Below are 20377 nucleotides of genomic sequence, written 5' to 3'. Positions count from 1 at the left end.
GTTTGTTACTGAGGTCAAGTCATTTCTGACAATTTATTTTGTCAACTTTGTCAATTGAGTGATATTGACTGGCTTGGATCAATTGCTGAGTATACAAGTGTAAGGGATGAGCAAACAGTGCTTCCGTGGTCTGCATTTCAATCACTTGCGACGCACGTAATACCAAAACTTTTTGACTAATTGCACGTACTACATGTAAGTCATGGCTAATCAATAAATAACTCAGTTGATACTGCTGCTGTAAACGGCGTAATAGCTGCACAATAGCTCGTTGTGTCGTACGGTCTAAAGAAGATGTTGGTTCATCCAAGATCATCAACCGTGGCTGTAACACCAGTGCGCGAGCCAAAGCAATCCGCTGACGCTGACCACCTGATAATTCATGAGGATAACGATGTTTGAAACTATCATCCAACTCAACATCCAATAAAGCCTGACTCACTTTCGCTTCAATAGGATTTTCATATTGATGACCGAGCGTCAATCCTTCAGCAATAATCTGTTGCACGGTTAAACGTGGGTTGAGACTGCTAAAAGGATCTTGAAAAACAATCTGGAAATTTGCGCGTAGCGGACGTAATTGTTTCTGATTCAAAGTATTTAAATTCTGCTGCTGAAACAGGATCTGTCCTTGACTCTGAACCAAACGCACAATAGCTAAGGCCAGAGAACTTTTACCCGATCCACTTTCTCCCACAATCCCTAAACATTCACCCTGCATTAACGTTAGATGAGGAATCTCAACTGCAATCTGCTGACCCGTCACACGATTCAGCCAACCTTGTTTAATTGGATACTGCACCAATAACTGTTCTAGTTGCAGGACTGTTGGAGTCACAGAAGGTGCGAGTGCTTCCCCAAAATCATGGTTCATCAATTCATGGGTATAGTCCGTTGTAGGATGTTGAAATACCTGCTCGGTAGCCCCCTGTTGCTCAACACACCCTTGATTCATCACAATCACATCATCTGCATATTGACGGACCAAATTCAAATCATGGCTAATCAAAATCAGGGACATCTGGCGCTGTTGTTGCAGCGTCTTGATCAAATCTAGAATCTGTACTTGCAGGGTCACATCCAAAGCAGTTGTAGGTTCATCCGCAATTAAAATTTCAGGGTCTAACGCTAAAGCAGCAGCAATCATCACACGCTGTCGCTGACCGCCCGAAAGCTGATGCGGATAACGCTTTAGAAGGGCTTCTGTTTGAGTTAATCCAACATCATTTAATAACTGTATCACCTGCTGACGGACAAATTGCTTAGACAAGCCTTGTAAAATTAAGACCTCCCCAACAATTTTTTCAACCTGATGTAATGGATTCAATGCTGCCATTGGGTCTTGGAAAATCAAAGCAATTTTATGACCACGAATAGATTGTAACTGCTGGGTAGAAAGTTTGAGTAAATCAATATCAGCATAATTTACCCTGCCGGATCTGAGCAAACTTGGGGGCAATAAACCTAACAGCGCTAAACAACTGATCGTTTTACCCGAACCACTCTCACCCACCAGAGCCAATGTTTTACCCCGATACAGTTGAAAGGATAAATTGTCCAGTAATGTCGTTTGTTCATGTTGAATATGCAATTTCTGGACATCTAAAATCACGCCTGCTGCATGGTTATTGTCGTGGATCGAATGCATCTCGTGCAGCCTCCCCAATATAAATCAAAAGTGACAAGACAATAGCCAACGTGAAGAAACCAGATAAAGCCAACCACGGCGCATTTAAATTATTTTTACCTTGCAACAAGAGTTCCCCCAAGGAGGCTGTATCAGCAGGTAATCCAAGCCCCAAAAAGTCCAAAGCAGCTAAAGCAGTAATATTGGCAGTTAACATAAAAGGGAGCTGTGACAAACTGGAACTGATGACATTCGGTAAAATATGCCGAACTATAATACGTGTATCAACAACCCCTAGCGCACGCGCAGCTCGAACATAATCGAAATTTCGTGCACGTAAAAACTCCGTCCGAACTAAATTCACCAACGTGGTCCAACCAAAGAACAACATGATCAAAAATAACCAATACACACTCGGGGTGAAGATACTGACTAAAATCATGACCATAAATAGCATGGGTAAACCACCCCATACTTCCAGTATCCTCTGACCAATTAAGTCGACCCAACCACCATAATAGCCTTGTACTGCTCCAATAAAGATACCTATTACTGCTGAAAATAGGGTTACAGCAAAACCAAACAATAGTGAAACACGTAAAGCGTATAAAATTCTGGCGAGCACATCTCGGCCTTGATCATCCGTACCCAACCAATTTTGCGCTGTCGGTTCAGACGGAACAGGTACCGCTAAATCTAAATTTGGTGTTTGTGCCGCGTACCGAATCACGGGCCATACCGCCCAGCCCTGATCAGCAATCAATTGCTGTACTACAGGATCTTTATAATCAGCTTCTGTTTCAAATACCCCGCCAAATGTGGTTTCGGGATAGCTCTTAAATACAGGAAAATAAAAAGACTGCTGATATTTGACCAATAAGGGTTTTTCATTGGCAATTAAATTTGCAGCTAAGGACACCGCAAAAATTAGACTAAATAAAATAAAGCAAAGAAACCCCAAACGGTTTTGTCGAAAACGTTGTAGACGTGTTTGAATCATGGGAGACATTAGTATTTCCCTCGTGATTCAAAATCAATTCGTGGGTCAATCCATTGATAGAGCACATCGCAAATTAAACGCAGAATTAAGCCCAATAAGGTAAAAACAAATAACGTCCCGAAGATGACAGGATAATCGCGCTGAATAATGGCCTCGAATCCCAACAAACCCAAGCCGTCAAGGTTAAATACAATCTCGATAAATAAATTACCAACAAAGAAAATACTGACCAATGCTTCGGGTAAACCCGCCATAATCACCAATACAGCATTTCGAAATATATGCCCATACTGAACACGAGATTCACTCAAGCCTTTGGCACGTGCTGCCCAAACATAAGGTTTATTCAATTCTTCCAAAAAAGAATATTTGGTCAAATAAGCCAAACTGGCAAAGCCTCCCAAAACCATCGCCAATAAAGGCAAGCTTAAATGCCAGAAATAGTCCTGAATTTTACCCAGTAAACTCAATTGTTGAAAATTATCCGAGACCAAACCTTGCAACGGGAACCATTGAAAATAGCTGCCACCTGCAAAAAAAACAATCAACAAAATAGCAAAAACAAAAGCTGGGACAGCATAACCAATGGCTAAAATGAGAGACGTTGTTTTATCAAACCATAAACCATGTTGCTTGGCTTTTTTAATCCCCAAAGGAATCGCAATAAAATAAATCAGCAAACTGCTCCACAGCCCGAGTGAAACAGAGACTGGCATTTTTTCCAAAATTAATTGCGTCACTGGTTTATCTTTAAAAAAACTGACACCAAAATCCAAAGTGACATAATTCTTAAGCATCACGCCAAAACGTATATACGCAGGCTGATCAAAACCATACTGGGCTTCAATCTGATGAATCATCTCCTGACTGAGTCCCTTCGCCCCTTGATAATTACTGTTTTCAGCAGAGACACCCACTTTCGCGGCTTGTAAGCGCTGAAAAGACTCCGCCTGTTCAATGGCACGCTCCACAGGTCCACCTGGGGCAATCTGAATCACGGCAAAATTAATGCACAAAATAAAAAATAAGGTCGGAATAATCAGGAATAACCTTTTTAGAATATACGTACCCAATTGCTTATCCTTATCTTCTGTATAATTTACCTTCCCGATCTGGTTATCTCTGTCAAAACGGGCATATTTCTCGTCTTACTTACCGAGAAATTGACTGACTTTTTGGGCTTGAGTGGGGTCACTCCACCAATAATCTAAACCCAAAGATAGTTTTGGTTTGACTTTAGGTTGTTGATACATATTCCAATACGCATACCAATTGTCATTTTTACCATAGGTCAAGATTTGATAATAACCTGCCCGCAACAAGCGATCCAACACTCGAGTGCGCAGAATTAATTGTTGCCGATTCGGTGCTTGAATGACCTGTTGCACCGCAGCATCGATGGCAGCATTTTGAATGCCTGCATAATTATAGTTGCCAAACTCGCGCGCTGCACTGCTACTCCACATTTGTGCTTGCTCACTACCAGGTGAAAGCGATTGTGGCATTTCCAAAGTGGTTACATCAAATTCGTAACGACGCATCCGTTCCATATATTGCGAGACATCAACCTGACGCAGCTTCACATTGATACCTAATTTTTTTAGGTTTCGAATCCACGGCATAATCGTACGCTGTGCGCCTTCTTGATAAAGCAAAACTTCAAACTGGATCGCCCGTCCATTTTTACCATACAACTGACCTTGTCGATATTGGTAACCCGCCTTCAGCAAAATAGTGCGTGCTTGGAGTAAATTCGGGCGATTGAATCCACCCGCATCCGATTTTGGATACTGCCAATTGAAGAGCGCACCTTGTCGTTGCACAGGATGTAACTTGGGTAAATAAGGTTGTAATAATTTTAATTCAGCAGCACTCGGTTGTCCCGTTGCTGCCAATTCGCTGTTCTGAAAATGGCTTTGCAAACGCTGATACTGTCCATAGAACAACGCTTTATTCAGCCATTCAAAATCGTAGGCATAACTCAGCGCCTGACGAAAATAAATATCATTAAAAAGATCTTTACGCGTATTCAAGACCAGACTCTGATTGACCACGGGTCGCGCTAAACGATGACTATATCGCTTGACCCATCCTGCTTTTACAGCAGGAAATTGATAGCCCGTGACCCATGTCTTGGTCTTCTTTTCTTCGTGTAAGGTGTACTGTCCCGACTTAAAACCTTCAAAGGCAATATCATTATTACGGTAATAGACATATTTCAACCGATCAAAATTATAACGCCCCCGATTGACCATTAAATCTTTTGCCCAATAATTCGGATTGCGCTTATAGGTAATACTGCGCCCTGCATCTATACGCTCAATTAAATAAGGACCCGAGCCTAAAATGGGTTGCAAGGTAATTCGAGTAAAATCCTTATTTTTCCAATCTAATTTGGAATAAATGGGTAAACTCGCCACAATCAGTGGCATTTCCTTGTTTTTGCTCGACCTAAAAATAAATTTAACTTGTGATTTGGACAGGACTTCTGTTTTCGCCAAATTCGACAAATACATCTGTAAGCCTAAATTGGCTTTGGTTTGATACGCATCAAAACTGAATTTAACATCTTCTGCTGTCACAGGCGTTCCATTGCTAAAACGCGCCCGAGGATTCAAATGAAAAATCATAAATTGCGGATTTGCAGGGTCAAACGTGACTTGATCTGCCAATAACGGATACATCACCCCAGATTCATCTAAGGAATTATCCATTAATGTATCGAATAAATAATTGACACCTTCTGTTGCACTACCTTTGCCATTCATACTGTTGAGATTATCAAAAGTACCATTTGCAGCAGTGCTGATATATCCGCCTTTTGGGGCCTGAGGGTTAGCATAAGGCATTGCCTTGAGCTTGGTATATTGGGGCTGACCATGTACAGCAATATACGGCGTCGTCTGCAAAGCTGACCACACCTGCTGCGTCACCATACCACTGCTTAAACATAGCAATAGCATGGCAACTTTTTGGCTCGTTAAACGAACATCCGACATCTTAGATTGACGAATTAAAGATTCGGAACTTTAATCACATCACCAATTTTTAACTGTGCAGATGGTTTCAAATCATTCATTTCAGCCAAAGCACTTGCCTCAACACCATAACGTATAGCCAAGCGAATCAGATTATCACCTGATTTCACCTTATATTCTTTCACCGTTTTCGGAATCAGAATGGTTTGACCAACCTGTAAGCCAGTACGCGAACTCATGTCATTTAAACTTGCCAATTCGGAAACTGAAATACCTGTACGATTCGCAATTGCATTCAATGACTCGCCCGATCTTACCGTATATTTCTCAGTATCTTTATTACTCATACTGCTTTTTTTCACGGCTGTATCAACTTTAGCTGTCATCTTGCTTGGTAAATCACCTTCAACTTTTAAACGCTGCCCAATACGAACCGAAGCATTGGTTGACAAGTCATTTAGCGCTGCCAAATAACTTAACTGCAAGTGATATTTCTTGGCTATGCTGCTTAAGGTCTCACCCGATTTCACCACATGCAGGTCTTTTGTAGTAACTGAACTCTCACTTGGCTGTTCAATCTCAGGAAGTTCCCCTGTGAGTTTTAATCGCTGCCCAACACGAACATTGGCATTACGACTCATGCCATTTAAGGTCGCTAAATTGGCTTGGTTTAAATTGTATTTACTGGCAATAGCGGACAAACTATCGCCAGATTGCACCACATAACTTTCTGGCACAGTAGAACCTGCTGGTACTTTAATGGTTTGTCCAACGTAAACACCACTGTTGGTTGAAATCTTATTCAGTTCAGCCAAATCACTGAGCGAGATTTTCGACTGTGATGCAATACTATATAGGGTATCGCCACGCTGAACTTTATAAGTTTCAGTCTTAATGTTGGTCTCAACTTTTGGACTGTCTACTTTTACCGTGATATTTTTTTCCGATGTCGATGCATCCTGATTTACGGTATTGACTGGAACATTAATTTTTTGTCCAACCATTAAATCACTACCCGCATGTAAGCCAGATGTTAATTCCGCCAACTCTTGGTTAGATAAAGCATAACGGTCAGCAATCAGTTTTAAATACTCACCGCGTTTCACCACGTATGATTTGGTTTTAATATTGCTGCTCTTTGCCGCGGCTTTTTCAGTCGACTTCTTCGCTGTGGTTAAACCACTGTCTTTTAAAGACAATTTCTGACCCACAAATAAACCGCTGGTCACGGTCAAATCATTATAGTCCGCCAACTGTTTCACCGATAAACCAAACTGGCTTGCAACACTGGTCAAATTGTCATTGGCTTGCACCACATAACTGTCTGGTTTGCTATTGGCATTATTGGAAGAACGATCTTGCGCAACAGGTTTAGCATCGTATAAATAAATACTGGTGCCCACAAATAACATTGCATTCGGATCAATCTGATTCCATTTGGCAATATCGCGCCAGTTCACGCCGTTTTTCAATGCGATCGTTGCTAAAGTATCACCTGGCAGAACTGTATAAGTGGTCCGCTTCCCTTTAGGCGGTACCACAACCACTTCAGATGCTGTTTTCACATAGTTCTTGTCTTTATTCAGTTGAGCTTCTTCTGAGTCTAACTTGGTATTGTCTGTTACCGATTTTGGATAAGCGAAACCTTTGGTTAACTCTTTACCTTGTTGCTCTGCTACAGATTGGCTGGTCTGAATAGCGGTCAGTTTAATCTTGCCATCATAAGGATCAACAATTTCTGTGCCCTGCGGTGCAATCTGTTTGATCTCTGCAACCACTTGTTCTTGTTCAGCCTTAGTTGCTACAGGTTGTAAGACTTGATCCACAGTTTTGGTTGCATCTTCCGCTTGAACCGCTGCCATAATCTGCTCACGTTCCACCGCAGAAATTGGTGGTTCTACACTCACTGGCTTCACATCTTTAGCAGGTGTGACTGCAACAGGAATACGTGGCGCGCTCGGAACAACTGTATTCGAAGCAAAAGCCGCTAAAGCATCCGCACCGCGTGGTGTAGTGGATAAAGGACGGCCTGTATTCGTCGTCACTGTAGTGGTCGTTTTCGAACTTGTTGTTTTCGTGGTGTTGCTGGCAACCAAAGTCGGCGGTGTGGCTTTACTTGGCGTAATGACCGTCGCAGTCGAATTATTATTCGTAATAGGTGCAGCACTTGCCCATAAACCGCCTGAGTTCGATTGTAATTTAGATAATTTTGCATCAATCGATGGACTAATATCCGCAGGAATCAAAATACGCATTGGGCTGCTACTATCAATCTGATCACCACGATGACCTGGATTGAGCGCATACAATTCTGCGCGGCTTAAACCTGTAATCGCAGCAACATCATTTAAGTTTGCTGGCCCTACACTAATTTCTCTAAAGTGCGGTCGGTTGGCAATCGGAGGTAATGTCACACCATAAGCATTCGGATTCTTAATAATCTGCGCCACTGCCAAGAAACGTGGCACATAGTTCATGGTTTCTTGTGGTAAACGTAAAGACCAATAATCGGTTGGCAATCCAGCCTCACGGTTACGGTTAATCGCCTGTTGAATTCGCCCCGGACCGGCGTTATACGCTGCCAAAGCCAACTCCCAAGAACCAAACTGGTTATACAGACTACCTAAGAATTCATAAGCTGCACGGGTAGATTCGACCACATCACGACGGCCATCATACATGCCAGACTGTTTTAACCCATAAATACGACCCGTACTTGGAATAAACTGCCAAAGTCCCGCCGCCGCCGCACTACTGGTTGCAGCAGGGTCATAAGAACTTTCAATAATCGGCAATAGCGCGAGTTCAGTCGGCAAACCACGACGCTCGGCTTCTTTTACAGTGTGATAAAGATAACGTGATGCACGCGCACTTAAACGCTCAATATAGGGTTGTCGAGAGACGAACCAACTGCGCTGTGCTTCAATACGCGAATCCCAGTGATTGAGATCCATTTTAAAACCGACCGTCATGCGCTTCCACACATCACCATGTTTTAAAATAAGTAGACGATCCCCTTCTACGGCACGCATATCGGTGGCAGATAAAAGATCTTCCAAAGAATCTAAACTATTTGCATCTAAATAATTCGAGCCAACCTGTTTTGATGCAGCAGCCTTAGTTGCACTCTGGCTCGATGCACAACCTGTGGTTAATCCTAATGCAGCAAGTGCTGAACCCAATACAGTAATCTTAAATAATGTCGGAACCGAGGGCTGCCACAAGAACGTGGTTGGTTTATACATAAAAAAATCCAAACAACTCGTATAAAATTTATTTTTAGCACTGCCATTGTAGTGAAGCACGGCAGAGACTCAAGGCAATAATTTAGCGCGATTCCATGATAAATGTTACAAGAAATTAAAATTTAACCATGTAATCCACTTCCAAAGCACAAATGCGTTATACAATACGAAATTAGATTCGCTTCTGTTAACTTTCTTTGCTGGCTGGATGACCCTTTATGTCTGAAACAATTACGCTCTATGTCGATGGCGCTTGTCGCGGAAATGGTAAAGATAGTGCACTCGGAGGTTGGGGAGCTTATATTGTTACAGCGACCGAAGAACGTAAAATCTTTGGCGGCGAAACTCAAACCACCAATAACCGCATGGAGTTAACCGCAGCAATTGAAGGCGTACTCGCTTGTCCCAAATCTGCCAAGTTAATTATCTGGACAGACTCCAACTATGTCAAACAAGGCATTACCGAATGGATTCATGGTTGGAAAAAGAAAAACTGGAAAGATGTTAAGAATCCCGATTTATGGCAAAAGTTGGATAGTGTCTGCCAAGGTCGAGAAATTGAATGGAACTGGATCAAAGGTCATTCAGGTCACGCGGGCAACGAAATGGCAGATCAATTAGCGAATTTAGGCGCTGACCAAACCGCAAAAAATTTAACAGCAGTACTAGAAAACAACACGGAAGATAAAAAAAAAGCTGAATCCGACTGGCTTTTTGACGACCCTTTCGGACTAGATTTTGCAGGAGAAGAAGCTGAGCCTGTGGAACCTGAATGTGTTGAAGATGAAGTCTCTGAATCCACCATTCCTATGGAAATGCTTCAAGATTCACAAAAACAAACGACTACGATGCATCCGCATATTGTGATTACGCCTTCAACCGTTGAAGCCATTGGTCCTCGTCAGTTAATTCTGGATACCGAAACCACAGGTTTCTATTTTCAGGACAGCGATCGCATTATTGAAGTCGGTGCGATTGAAATGATCAATCGTAAACTCACAGGCAGCTCCATCCATATTTATATCAATCCTGAAAAGGAAGTCGGTGACTCGGTCAATGTCCACGGCATTACCGATGAGTTTTTAACAGACAAACCCAAATATGCAGAAATTGCAGACGTCTTGTTTGACTACTTAAAAGGCGCAGAGATTATTGCGCATAACGCGACCTTCGATATGAACTTCTTAAATATGGAGTTTAAGCGTACAGGTCATGGTGCACTCTCTGAAGTCTGCGAAGTCACTGATACTTTAGCGATGGCAAAAAGCAAACATCCTGGACAAAAGAACTCCTTGGATGCCTTGGTACGACGCTACGAAATCGCACAACGCGACCGTACTTTCCATGGTGCATTGCTCGATGCTGAAATTTTAGCCGACGTCTATTTGGCAATGACGGGCGGACAAGTGTCATTTGATATCGATGCGCTATCGCAAAGTGAACAACAACAAGGCACAAGTGGACGACGCCAAGTTGATGAAACGGGCTTAGCCGTCATCTTACCTTCCGAAGAAGAATTGGCCGCACATGAGACTTGGGTCAAACAAATTGAGGAAAAACAGGGCAAATCTTGCTTTTTTTCAAAATAATTTCTACAGATTCTGTTATTTTTTGTATTTAAACTTTGGGGACATCAGTTATAGTTAAATACAAGAAATAACGCTCTAACTCAGCCAAACATAAACAGATAATACACTAGGAAAGGTGCAGATAAATGTCTTACCAAACCTCTATTCATTTTGATCCTACGGCCTTACTGATAATAAAAAATGAGGTTGATAACTCGATCAAGTTAGTTGAGTCTGCCGTCAGTACCTTAGCAGAGGATCATACTCTACCGTTTGGTATTGATGATGCGCTGAATCAATTTGAACAATGTGCTCAAGTTTTAGTCTTAATTGATATGCCAAACTTAGGACAAATTGCTCAATACGCTGCTGAACTCATGCGCAAGATTATGGCAAATCCTGAAAATATCAACACACAGGACGTGATCGCGCTCAGTGAAGGCACGACCATGCTAAAACGCTATATTGAGTTTATCTGCCTGCGTGAAGTCAAAATTCCTCAATTTCTACTCGATACTTTAAATCGCTTAGAACTGGCTTTGGGTAAACCACTGACGCATGAAGGTCAGCATCTTGAATCACTGCTGAACTGTATAGAACCAAACTTCCAGTTACCTCATATTCCGACCCTAGAAAAGTCCGAGTATGTGCACCGCTTATATAAACTTGCCTTGAACAAATTGCTCCAGCAGCAAGAAACAGAACTCGATTTGCAAGCAATTCGCATTGTGGGTACCTATTTAGCAGGCTTAGCTAACCAATTACCAAGTCAACAATACTGGGGACTGGTTCATGTGGCATTTAATCAAATTGATAATCTGCTGTTCACAGATGCGCGTTTACGTAGCCTGATTGATATAGAACGTAATATGGCTGCTTTTTTCCAAGCACCAGAAAACTTCAATGCTAGCCTGAACGATTTATCTAATATTCTCAGTTTATGTATTAGCCAAGAAGATGAGACAGCTCAAAGTATCCGTGATCAGTTAAATATTGGGGAAGATGCCTTAACAGACACTCAACTCCAAGTGTTTAGTCGTCATCTTTATGGTCCAGATTTCAATACCATGCACACCATTAGCGAACTTGTGACCAGTGAAATGGCACAAATCCGCAATGAAATTGAATATAACTACCAAACCATGTCGCCTGAAAAAACGCAAGAATTACAGGCAAAAATTAAGGAATTGGCCAATATATTCAAAGTCTTGAATTTGAATGAAGCATACCAAGACTTATCACGTCAGGTTGAAGTGCTGAATCAAAGTGATGTGTTAAAAGACGAAAACTTTGCTCAGCAATTAATGAAAAGCATTTTATCTGCCATGAATTCGATTGGGGTATTAGAACGTCACCATACTTCAAATCGCTTACAACATCGTGTGAATAACTTGAATGTTTCTCTAGATCGTCTAGATGAAGCCCATGATGCTTTACTGAATGAAACTAAAATATTGGTTGATCACGCTGCTACTGCGTTAGTTCAGTATCTTCAAGATCAATTCTTGGGTGCTTTAGGTAATTTGTCTACACAACTGAGTGAAATCAGCGGTGCTTTACTCTTTCTTAATGCCAATGAAGGTCAGCAGGCATTAAAAAATGCTGCGCAATTTGTGCAACAAAAAATTGAAGCTTCAAGCAGTATATCTGAACAAGAAATCAACTACATTTTAGATACTCTCGCGAGTGCCGAAATGATGATTGATAATTTGAAGAATAAACAGCCTGTATTGCATTCGATGTTTGATGTAGCATTGAGCAGCAGTAAAAAACTTAATGCCGAAGTAGTCGCCTAATGTCAGAATTATCACTTGCCTATATTTTTCATCAACAACAACTACTGGTTGATGAACATCTACAACTGCCTAAAGTTGAGCGCTTGGCAAGTGATCTACACTTACACACGGGCAATACTGTCATTGCCCGTGATCTACAAGCCCATGAAAATATTCCGAGTGGACTACAATTGGTGCCCATTCGACAACTTTTGACTCAATGGACCACCAAGCAGTTTGAACAAGCCAGTCGTGCCATGCAGCTCTTAGAATGGCGTCGCAACCATAAGTTCTGTAGTCATTGCGGACATGAAACACAGGTTCATGCAACTGAATATGCCATGATCTGCCCTGCTTGCCATTATCATCAATATCCACGGGTGCAACCCTGTGTTATTACGGTAATTACACGCGGGGAAGATGAAATTCTTTTAGCGAAAAATGCCAAAAACACCAACAATATGTATGGTCTGATTGCAGGGTTTGTTGAAGTCGGTGAAACTCTAGAAGATGCTGTACGTCGTGAAACTGAAGAAGAAGTCGGCGTAAAACTCAAAAATATTCAATATTTAGCGAGCCAACCATGGCCCTTCCCAAGTAATTTAATGATTGCCTTCCGTGCTGAATATGCTGCGGGTGATATTGAATTACAACAAGAAGAAATCAGTGATGCGCAATTTTTCAAATTTGACCAACTCCCTCAAATTCCCTTCAAAGGAAGTATTGCACATGCCATGATTATGCATGTGACACAAGGGCATCCAGTGGCCGATGACACCCATCTATGGCTTTAAGGCTTCCTCAAGGGAAATCAAAATCTGCTCTTTGGTTTCAAAATAACGGTTGAATAAACTCGATACCGATCCCATCACAGTAATATGCCCTGTGCGCGGAATCACAATCATTTTGCTGTGATTGCCTTTTTCTTTCAATACTCGGTCAAAATCTTCAGTATTGTTGTGTCCCACAATCTGGTCATTTTCTGCCATCAGCAAATAATGCTTAATGCTATTCGATGCCACAAAATAATATGGCATGACCTGCTGAAAAGGAACACTTTGATCAAATGCCTCGGCACACAGCGGATCCCCTTTATAATCAAAATGATATGGACCTGCTACCCCAATAATGGCACGGATTTGCACACGACATTGCAATTCATACTGCTGCGGATGATACACCGCCGACATGACATTAAATGCCCCAGCCGAATGTCCCATAAGTACAACATTGTCGGTGCGAATAGCCAGCTTTTGCTGATGCAGACTCAAAAAGTTGAGTGCAAGGGTTAAATCGTCTACATAGCTCGGGAAAATATACTGTGGCGCAAGATGATAGTTGATTACTGCCACGTCATAACCTTCACGGGCAAAAGCTTCACCCACAAAGCGGTATGAACTTTTATCGCCATGGGTCCAAGCACCACCATGCACAAAGATAATTAAAGGTTGATTCAACTGTGGTTTATGCGTTTTGAATAAATCAAGACGATGCCGTGCCTTTAAACCATACGCAATATTTTCATGCAGTGTATATCCCTCACGCGGTGTGAGTTGATTTAATGCATAACTACCAACATCGTAGATGCGAAAGTCTCGAATAAAATCTTTCGCATTACCCACGGTGTCATTTAACTGTTTAATCCAATATTCGGATTTATTGAACATTCGTCGGTTCTACCTGATCTGGGTCAATAGCTACAGGCGTTTGAACTTCAGGCTGCGCATTGCTTGCGACTGGGCTTACAAAACTAGAATTTATCGACTTCTGTCCTTGATCGACATTATCAACCAATGTCACGATTTTAGTTACATTACCCACTTGCTGTAACACGTTGTTTAAATCATTGATTTCAGCATTATTCAAACGCCCCATCACGTACAACACACCATCCTCTGTATGTACACGGAGTTTACTATCAGCCACCACTGGTGCTTTCATAATCAAGCCACGAGTATTTGCTGTTGCAGAAGCATCCTGCATGATGGTGTTATATCCAATTTTATCACCCACGGTAATAAAATTATGCACATTTTTTACGTCACTCATCGCACGAACATTGTCTTCAGCCAGTTGTTTTAAATGCTGATCTGGGACTTGCCCTGTCAATAAAACATTACCATAAAAACTTTCAATATTGATGCGCGACTGTTTAAAACGAGAATCTAATTTATATAAATTAATGTTCGCTGTACGTTCAATTGAGGAATCAATAAATACCTGACCAAGTGAGCGTACCCCACTTTCAGTTCCAACGGGTGCAGTCCCTGTACCACCTGAAATAAAACTCGCACAGCCCGATAAACTTAGACCTGCGACACAAAGCACTGTCATTGCAATACGATTCAACACTCAGCAAGACTCCTCACTTATTTCATTCATTTTTTTATAACATTAATGCTTTCTGCTCCTTCAAAGATTAATGAACTCTGAATCAAAAGTAAAAGCATTTTCTATCCATTGCAGATCATAAGTGAAACTTGAAAAGTCATACTGTACTGTTTTTGCAAATTGTTGATAGAAATCAAAACAAATTACATCAAATCGACAATAGAACTGCTGAAATTCAGGATATTCATTCAGAAAACACAACGCTGTTTTGATGAGTTTGCGCTGTTTTGAAAGTGACACCACTTCATTGGCATGTGCATAACGGGTCAAAGCACGTGCCTTCACTTCAACCAAAAGTAATTCTTCGCCGTGTTGCACCACCAAATCTAGCTCACCATATCGGCTATGATAATTTCTTTGCACAAGCTGAAAGCCCTGCTGTTGCAAAAGGATTAAAGCTTGTTGTTCTGCCCAATCCCCCAAAGCTTGTGATGTTGTTTTAAGCTTCAATTTTTCTTCCATTCAGTAAAACCCACTCATTTCTTGTTGTAATGCAATGAATACCAAGCTTTTTTATATATGTTTATTCTAGTGCAAGCATAGATCTAATCTCAAATACACCTCGTAAATTTAGTAAATGCAAACTTGTAAATTTTAATCATTTTTTTAAATACACTCATCGGCAACGTTATACCACACCTTAAGCGCATATTTTATCTAGTAGCCCTATAGAATCTAATTCGCGTCTGAGCAGTGGATTCAGGTAGAATGCAAGTATTCTCACGCGTTTTGGGACCCTAACTCCCATATCACTTACATCGCGTCATTCTTTTCTTAATTCTATTTTTGGCATGGAGACTTCACATGAGTGCTCAGTTATTTGTTGTAGCAACCCCTATCGGGCACTTAGATGATATGACTTTTCGCGCCATTGATACCCTAAAATCAGTGAGTATTATTGCAGCCGAAGATACACGTACATCGGCACAATTACTCAAGCATTTTAATATTTCAACACCGCTGACTGCCTGCCACGACCACAATGAAAGCAACAAAATTGATATGTTAGTGCAACGTCTGTTAAAAGGCGAAAATATGGCATTGATTAGTGATGCAGGCACCCCTTTAATTAGTGATCCTGGGTTCAAACTGGTCCGTGCAGCCCAAGAACATGGCATTCGTGTGATTCCAGTTCCGGGTGCATGTGCCGCAATTGCTGCCTTAAGTAGCGTGGGTTTGCCAAGTGACCGTTTTAGTTTCGAAGGTTTTTTATCCTCTAAAGCTTCACAACGTTTATTGCAACTTGAAAAGTTGAAAGACGAAACTCAAACTCTAATTTTTTATGAAGCACCTCATCGAATTTTAGAATCTGTAAAAAACATGGCTGAAGTATTTGGTGCAGACCGCCCAGTAGGTTTTGCTCGAGAAATTACCAAAACCTTTGAAACCATTCGCAAAATGACTTTGGGTGAATTAGTTCAATTTATTGAGTCTGACCATAACCAACAAAAAGGTGAAATCGTGTTGGTGGTCGGTGGTGCAACTCAAGAAAAAGACATGGAACAAGAGAAATTAGACCAACTTCTCACACGTCTTTTACAGGATTTATCAGTCAAAGCTGCATCACAACTGGCTGCGGACTTAACTGGCATTAAGAAAAAAGTGGCTTATCAACGTGCCTTAGAGTTGACTGCGCAGTAAAACTGAAGCTTGAGTGCTGAACAAATAAAAAAACCACTCTCATGAGTGGTTTTTTATACTGCTAGGTTAGTCGTGTGCAGACTCATCTGGTGGAACTTCAGTAATACGTCCACCACGCGCCAAGAATGCAGCCACTTCATCCTCTAAAGCTTCACGTTGCTTCTTCTTTGCAGTCACGGTTAATGTTTCTGCCTCAGCAAGATCACCATCAGAAGCACCTTCTACGTCATCTGATGCACCTTTTTCGGCAGCATTTGCTTCATCCTCATCTACAACTGAGTCTTCCGCATCATCATAATCATTCATATCCGTCATCTTAATCTCCCCACAATGACTTCCAAATACTTCGTTTCGAATCGATTTCGAATTACGATGAAATTTATCAATCTAAATCACTTTCGCATAGTACTTAATGCAAAAAAATCGTATCTTTTTTAATCAAATTCGTAATCAGATTTAACTAAATGCCTAAAAACTATCTGTTTAAACCTAATTTGCATAACGGGTATTTTTTAATGCCTGCAAACCATTGGCTTGTATCATAAATGCATCTTTCAATACGGGCTGTTGTTCAACTTGTTTTAAGCCAAAATTACGCGCCCAAATAATGGGAAAAAAATCTATGGTTTCTAACCAGCCAATTGCTGACATGCTATGCATCATGGCGTCATTTTGACCTTTACGACCATGTTCATAGCGCTGCAACGTTTGCTCATGTGCCCACACCCCACGCGAGAAATCATGCAATAGGGCATCACACAGTACCGCAGCATCTAAACAACCAATATTCACCCCTTGCCCTGCCAAAGGATGAATCACATGTGCCGCATCTCCAATCAAAGCCAGCCCTGAAGTCACATACTGCTGTGCAGCTCGTGCTTTCAACGGAAACATCGCCCGCGGTGTCGCTTCTAACACCTCACCCAACATATGCTGACTTTCACGTGTCAGCAGTTGTAAAAAGGCAGAGTCATCCAGTGCAGTATATTCCTCGGCATAGTCATCGGGCAAAGTCCAGACTATGGACTGCCAATGACCATCTTGCTCTGGTTTTAAGCTTGCCATCGGTAAAAATGCCAAAGGACCCGTTTCTAAGAAAATTTGACGGGCGACATGTTGATGTGGCTGTGCGGTACGAATGGCACAGGTCACGCCTGCCTGACGATAATCCAATACATCCAGATCAATAAATGCCTGTTCGCGCACAAAAGAGTTGGCACCATCGGCACCGATCACCAATTTAGTGGTTAATTGCGTGCCATCCGCTAGATGAATATGCCAAACACCAACGCCACGTTCTACACGCGTGACTTTGACTTGCGTTCGATAGTCTTTGACTTCACTCAACATGCGTTTTTGAATGGCTAAATTCAAAATACTTGGCTCGACCATTGAACCTAAGGCTTGCTCGGCTGATGGAGCTTTTTCGCTAGCATGTCCAAAATGAATGTCACCATAGCCATTTTTATTCCAGACCTGCATACCACTATAGGGCATCTGGCGTGCCAATAACTCCCAAACTTTTACCGTCTTGAGCAAATGAATGGTCGCTTGGCTCAGCGCCAATACACGTGAATTGGCAACTGCTAAAACCTTGCTCTCATCCAAAATCGGTGCAGCATCTAAAACGGTGGCTTGTATGCCGCCTTGAGCCAGCAACAAGGCGGTCAATCCACCGACCAAACCACCACCAACAATCACGACATCTAAAACTTGGCTCATGCTTTTAGTCCCATTGCGTAGGTAGCCACCAATGGTTTAATACCCGGAATTAAATCGAAAGCGATCAGTCCTGTATTACGTAGTAATTTCAACATCGGATTTTGATTGCTAAAACCTCGTACCACACTGTCACAGAACTTAATTACACGTTGCTGATCTTTTAAACGGGCTTGTTCATATTCAAGTAACATGCTTGGCTCACCGAGGTCAGCACCTACACTCTGTTGCGCTTCTAAATAGCGCAGCAATACATAAGCATCACGCATACATAGGTTAAAACCTTGTCCTGCAACAGGGTGAATGGTATGTGCCGCATTTCCCATCAGCACTACACGCCCTACTGCCTGCTTTTCTGCTAACACTTGTGACAATGGATAACTAAAACGCTTGCCTGTTTTTTGGAATTTTCCAGCACGGTCACCATAGGTTTGCTGCAAAGCATCCAAGAAATGTTGATCATTTTCTTCACCCAACCACTCTTGCTCTGTGCCCTTTTTCACTGGCCAAACCACTGAACGACGGTATTCACCCGGTAAAGGTAACAATGCCAATGGCCCAAGAGGACTAAAACGCTCAAAGCCAATATGTTGATGCGGTTTCGAAGTTTGTACGGTGGTGACAATCGCTACTTGATCATAATCATGCTCAGATACACCAATACCCAAAGCTTGACGACAGAACGAATCTCGACCATCGGCCGCAATCACCAACTTGGCTTGTAGTTGCAACTGTTCTTCACCACGTCGCGCTTCAATATAAGCATGCTCTGCATCTTGGGTAAGTGAGGTGACCTGCACACCATCAATCAATTCAATCAATGGCTGTTGGCGAACTTGGGTCAGTAACACACGCCCTAACCACGCATTTTCAATGACTTGCCCAAAGCTTTCGACTTTTTCTTGCTCTGCAAGTAAACGCGCCTTACCAAAGCTGCCTTCTTCAGTAATATGTACTTGTAAAATTGGTGTTGCATGTTGTTGCAAGGCATTCCATAAACCCAGTTCTTGATAAATTTGCACGCTACGGCGAGACAAAGCGCTGTTTCGTGCATCGAAACTGGAATGGTAAGGCGCAAGATTGATGTCATCATAATTTGGGTATTTGATGGCTTCGAGCAGTTTGACTGCAATATTTGCTTTCGCCAACATGAGTGCCAGACTCAGCCCAACCATTCCACCACCGACAATGACGACTTCTTGCTGCATGCTTGTATCCTTTTTATGGCGTATTCGAAGGAGGAAACCTCAAAATACCTATAAGTTTTAATGGATTTTATATTACATCAAAGCGTTTTATTTTTATAATGAAATGGATGCTTTTACGTACTATCAAGGTAAAGGGCTCTACCATGATTTTGAAAAATTATGTACTGTCGGTTATTAGGAAACTCGCTCAAGGTACTGTTTAAGCTAACTTATAAATAGCGTGAAACAATGTTGAATAATTGTTTGTGGAACATGAAAAATCAATAAAAAAGCCCAATGTGGAGATATTGGGCTGAATTCAAGGGACTATCGATTTGATTTATATCACAATAATAAGTTGATTACGTATAACATGCATTATGTTAATTTTAGAAGGAATTAAAGTAAAAAAATTTTATTAACGAATTAATTTTTCATCTAAACCTTTAAGGAAAGGTATTCCATACTTATCTTCTTTTAACATTTTAAAAAGATGATTCGGTAAATCTTGTTGGTATTCTGTAAAGCATGTTGCGAGGCCTATAGCTATAGAAGCAACACTATCTGTATCGCCTCCCAACTCAATACATGACTTTAAAAGTGCACTCATAGAATCATATTGTAATAAACAACTAAACGCTGCACTCACCGTATCATATGCACTTAAAGAAACTCTCTTTTTCCAATTAAAGTCCCACTCACCAAAGCCTTCAAACTGTAAAAAATGTCTTAACTCTTCTAATGTCCCTTTTTTTTGTAAACCATAGTAAGCTGCTAAAGCCACGGTACAACTTGAGGAAATTCCTAGCCTTGTATTATGTGTTATTTGTGCCTGTAAGGTTGCAAAAGAGATAACATCCTCTTTCTTCTTTAAACAGCCAATCGGTACTGAACGCATAGCAGCACCATTTCGTTCACTAGTTGAAATGAGAGTATTTATTAGTTCTTTCCCAGATTTAACTTGTATTAATAAGTTATAAAAGCCTTCAGAATATCCAAACCTTATATCCCGTTGAAAGCACTCTACAAATTTAGATGCGATATTTTCTTTATTCCATTCTTCTCCAGACAAAATAAACTCTGCTATGGCAATGGACATTTGCGTATCATCTGTATACTTTCCTGAAATATCATATAATTCATGTTTACAATATGATTCTAAATTATTATGTAAATTGATTTTTTCTACAGCACAAAATTCAAAACCTGCACCATATGCATCTGCAATAGCTATCTCAGTTAACAT

General features: G+C 41.3%; 16 protein-coding genes. 4 read left to right on the top strand and 12 right to left on the bottom strand.

The annotated features are described in order from the left end of the window. Positions 1-19: 19 nt before the first annotated feature. The 5 genes from M5E07_RS04430 to M5E07_RS04410 form a co-directional block, all read right to left on the bottom strand. A complete protein-coding gene (locus M5E07_RS04430; protein ID WP_252222389.1) occupies positions 20-1648 on the bottom strand; it encodes a dipeptide ABC transporter ATP-binding protein in 1629 nt (542 codons plus the stop codon). Then, entirely contained in the window at positions 1626-2636 is a 1011-nt protein-coding gene (locus M5E07_RS04425; protein WP_252222386.1) for an ABC transporter permease, read from the bottom strand. The genes M5E07_RS04430 and M5E07_RS04425 overlap by 23 nt, the downstream gene beginning before the upstream one ends. After that, entirely contained in the window at positions 2636-3700 is a 1065-nt protein-coding gene (locus M5E07_RS04420; RefSeq protein ID WP_252222383.1) for a microcin C ABC transporter permease YejB, read from the bottom strand. Before M5E07_RS04420 ends, M5E07_RS04425 begins: the two co-directional genes overlap by 1 nt. A 75-nt stretch (positions 3701-3775) precedes the next feature. After that, complete coding sequence (locus M5E07_RS04415) at positions 3776-5590, bottom strand: extracellular solute-binding protein (protein ID WP_252223681.1); 1815 nt, start codon at positions 5588-5590, stop codon at positions 3776-3778. Positions 5591-5640: 50 nt separating this feature from the next. Beyond that, a complete protein-coding gene (locus M5E07_RS04410; RefSeq protein WP_252222380.1) occupies positions 5641-8850 on the bottom strand; it encodes a LysM peptidoglycan-binding domain-containing protein in 3210 nt (1069 codons plus the stop codon). Positions 8851-9068: 218 nt separating this feature from the next. Here M5E07_RS04410 and dnaQ point away from each other — a divergent pair, with 218 nt between their 5' ends. From dnaQ to nudC, 3 genes are all read left to right on the top strand, one after another. Then, positions 9069-10439, top strand: a complete 1371-nt coding sequence (dnaQ, locus tag M5E07_RS04405) for a DNA polymerase III subunit epsilon (RefSeq protein ID WP_252222377.1) — start codon at positions 9069-9071, stop codon at positions 10437-10439. 125 nt (positions 10440-10564) lie between these two features. Continuing rightward, a complete protein-coding gene (locus M5E07_RS04400; protein ID WP_252222374.1) occupies positions 10565-12214 on the top strand; it encodes a chemotaxis protein in 1650 nt (549 codons plus the stop codon). After that, entirely contained in the window at positions 12214-12987 is a 774-nt protein-coding gene (gene nudC, locus M5E07_RS04395) for an NAD(+) diphosphatase (protein WP_252222370.1), read from the top strand. Before M5E07_RS04400 ends, nudC begins: the two co-directional genes overlap by 1 nt. Here nudC and M5E07_RS04390 read toward each other — a convergent pair. From M5E07_RS04390 to M5E07_RS04380, 3 genes are read right to left on the bottom strand one after another with little or no spacing between them, the layout of a single operon-like run. Continuing rightward, the gene (locus M5E07_RS04390; RefSeq protein WP_252222367.1) at positions 12976-13860 is read right to left on the bottom strand and encodes an alpha/beta hydrolase; all 885 of its coding nucleotides are present in this window, start codon (positions 13858-13860) and stop codon (positions 12976-12978) included. The genes nudC and M5E07_RS04390 overlap by 12 nt on opposite strands. Then, complete coding sequence (locus M5E07_RS04385) at positions 13850-14545, bottom strand: BON domain-containing protein (protein WP_252222364.1); 696 nt, start codon at positions 14543-14545, stop codon at positions 13850-13852. The genes M5E07_RS04390 and M5E07_RS04385 overlap by 11 nt, the downstream gene beginning before the upstream one ends. A 60-nt stretch (positions 14546-14605) precedes the next feature. Next, positions 14606-15046 carry a YraN family protein gene (locus M5E07_RS04380; RefSeq protein ID WP_252222361.1) on the bottom strand — a complete coding sequence of 147 codons (441 nt, stop codon included), beginning with the start codon at positions 15044-15046 and terminating at the stop codon, positions 14606-14608. A gap of 342 nt (positions 15047-15388) precedes the next feature. On the opposite strand from M5E07_RS04380, the gene rsmI reads away from it, so the two are divergent. After that, positions 15389-16225, top strand: coding sequence for a 16S rRNA (cytidine(1402)-2'-O)-methyltransferase (gene rsmI, locus M5E07_RS04375; RefSeq protein WP_252222358.1), 837 nt, complete (start codon positions 15389-15391; stop codon positions 16223-16225). A gap of 66 nt (positions 16226-16291) precedes the next feature. On the opposite strand, the gene M5E07_RS04370 is transcribed toward rsmI, so the two are convergent. The 4 genes from M5E07_RS04370 to M5E07_RS04355 form a co-directional block, all read right to left on the bottom strand. After that, positions 16292-16540 carry a hypothetical protein gene (locus M5E07_RS04370; RefSeq protein ID WP_252222355.1) on the bottom strand — a complete coding sequence of 83 codons (249 nt, stop codon included), beginning with the start codon at positions 16538-16540 and terminating at the stop codon, positions 16292-16294. A gap of 174 nt (positions 16541-16714) precedes the next feature. Continuing rightward, positions 16715-17947: an FAD-dependent monooxygenase gene (locus tag M5E07_RS04365; protein ID WP_252222339.1), complete on the bottom strand. Its 1233-nt coding sequence runs from the start codon at positions 17945-17947 to the stop codon at positions 16715-16717. Then, positions 17944-19152, bottom strand: a complete 1209-nt coding sequence (ubiH, locus tag M5E07_RS04360) for a 2-octaprenyl-6-methoxyphenyl hydroxylase (RefSeq protein WP_252222336.1) — start codon at positions 19150-19152, stop codon at positions 17944-17946. Before ubiH ends, M5E07_RS04365 begins: the two co-directional genes overlap by 4 nt. Positions 19153-19549: 397 nt before the next feature. Next, on the bottom strand, positions 19550-20377 hold the full coding sequence (locus M5E07_RS04355; protein ID WP_252222333.1) for an ADP-ribosylglycohydrolase family protein: 828 nt from the start codon (positions 20375-20377) through the stop codon (positions 19550-19552).

It is taken from the genome of Acinetobacter tibetensis (assembly GCF_023824315.1).
GTDB lineage: Bacteria > Pseudomonadota > Gammaproteobacteria > Pseudomonadales > Moraxellaceae > Acinetobacter > Acinetobacter tibetensis.
This window is presented reverse-complemented; position numbering and strand designations above follow the sequence as displayed.

What these genes read in the sequence shown, in the direction of transcription:
- dnaQ (WP_252222377.1), top strand. Translation starts at nt 9,069, where the DNA reads ATGTCTGAAACAATTACGCTCTATGTCGATGGCGCTTGTCGCGGAAAT.
- M5E07_RS04370 (WP_252222355.1), bottom strand. Translation starts at nt 16,540, where the DNA reads ATGACGGATATGAATGATTATGATGATGCGGAAGACTCAGTTGTAGAT.
- M5E07_RS04365 (WP_252222339.1), bottom strand. Translation starts at nt 17,947, where the DNA reads ATGAGCCAAGTTTTAGATGTCGTGATTGTTGGTGGTGGTTTGGTCGGT.
- M5E07_RS04380 (WP_252222361.1), bottom strand. Translation starts at nt 15,046, where the DNA reads ATGGAAGAAAAATTGAAGCTTAAAACAACATCACAAGCTTTGGGGGAT.
- M5E07_RS04415 (WP_252223681.1), bottom strand. Translation starts at nt 5,590, where the DNA reads ATGCTATTGCTATGTTTAAGCAGTGGTATGGTGACGCAGCAGGTGTGG.
- M5E07_RS04430 (WP_252222389.1), bottom strand. Translation starts at nt 1,648, where the DNA reads ATGCATTCGATCCACGACAATAACCATGCAGCAGGCGTGATTTTAGAT.
- nudC (WP_252222370.1), top strand. Translation starts at nt 12,214, where the DNA reads ATGTCAGAATTATCACTTGCCTATATTTTTCATCAACAACAACTACTG.
- rsmI (WP_252222358.1), top strand. Translation starts at nt 15,389, where the DNA reads ATGAGTGCTCAGTTATTTGTTGTAGCAACCCCTATCGGGCACTTAGAT.
- ubiH (WP_252222336.1), bottom strand. Translation starts at nt 19,152, where the DNA reads ATGCAGCAAGAAGTCGTCATTGTCGGTGGTGGAATGGTTGGGCTGAGT.
- M5E07_RS04400 (WP_252222374.1), top strand. Translation starts at nt 10,565, where the DNA reads ATGTCTTACCAAACCTCTATTCATTTTGATCCTACGGCCTTACTGATA.
- M5E07_RS04410 (WP_252222380.1), bottom strand. Translation starts at nt 8,850, where the DNA reads ATGTATAAACCAACCACGTTCTTGTGGCAGCCCTCGGTTCCGACATTA.
- M5E07_RS04355 (WP_252222333.1), bottom strand. Translation starts at nt 20,377, where the DNA reads ATGTTAACTGAGATAGCTATTGCAGATGCATATGGTGCAGGTTTTGAA.
- M5E07_RS04425 (WP_252222386.1), bottom strand. Translation starts at nt 2,636, where the DNA reads ATGTCTCCCATGATTCAAACACGTCTACAACGTTTTCGACAAAACCGT.
- M5E07_RS04390 (WP_252222367.1), bottom strand. Translation starts at nt 13,860, where the DNA reads ATGTTCAATAAATCCGAATATTGGATTAAACAGTTAAATGACACCGTG.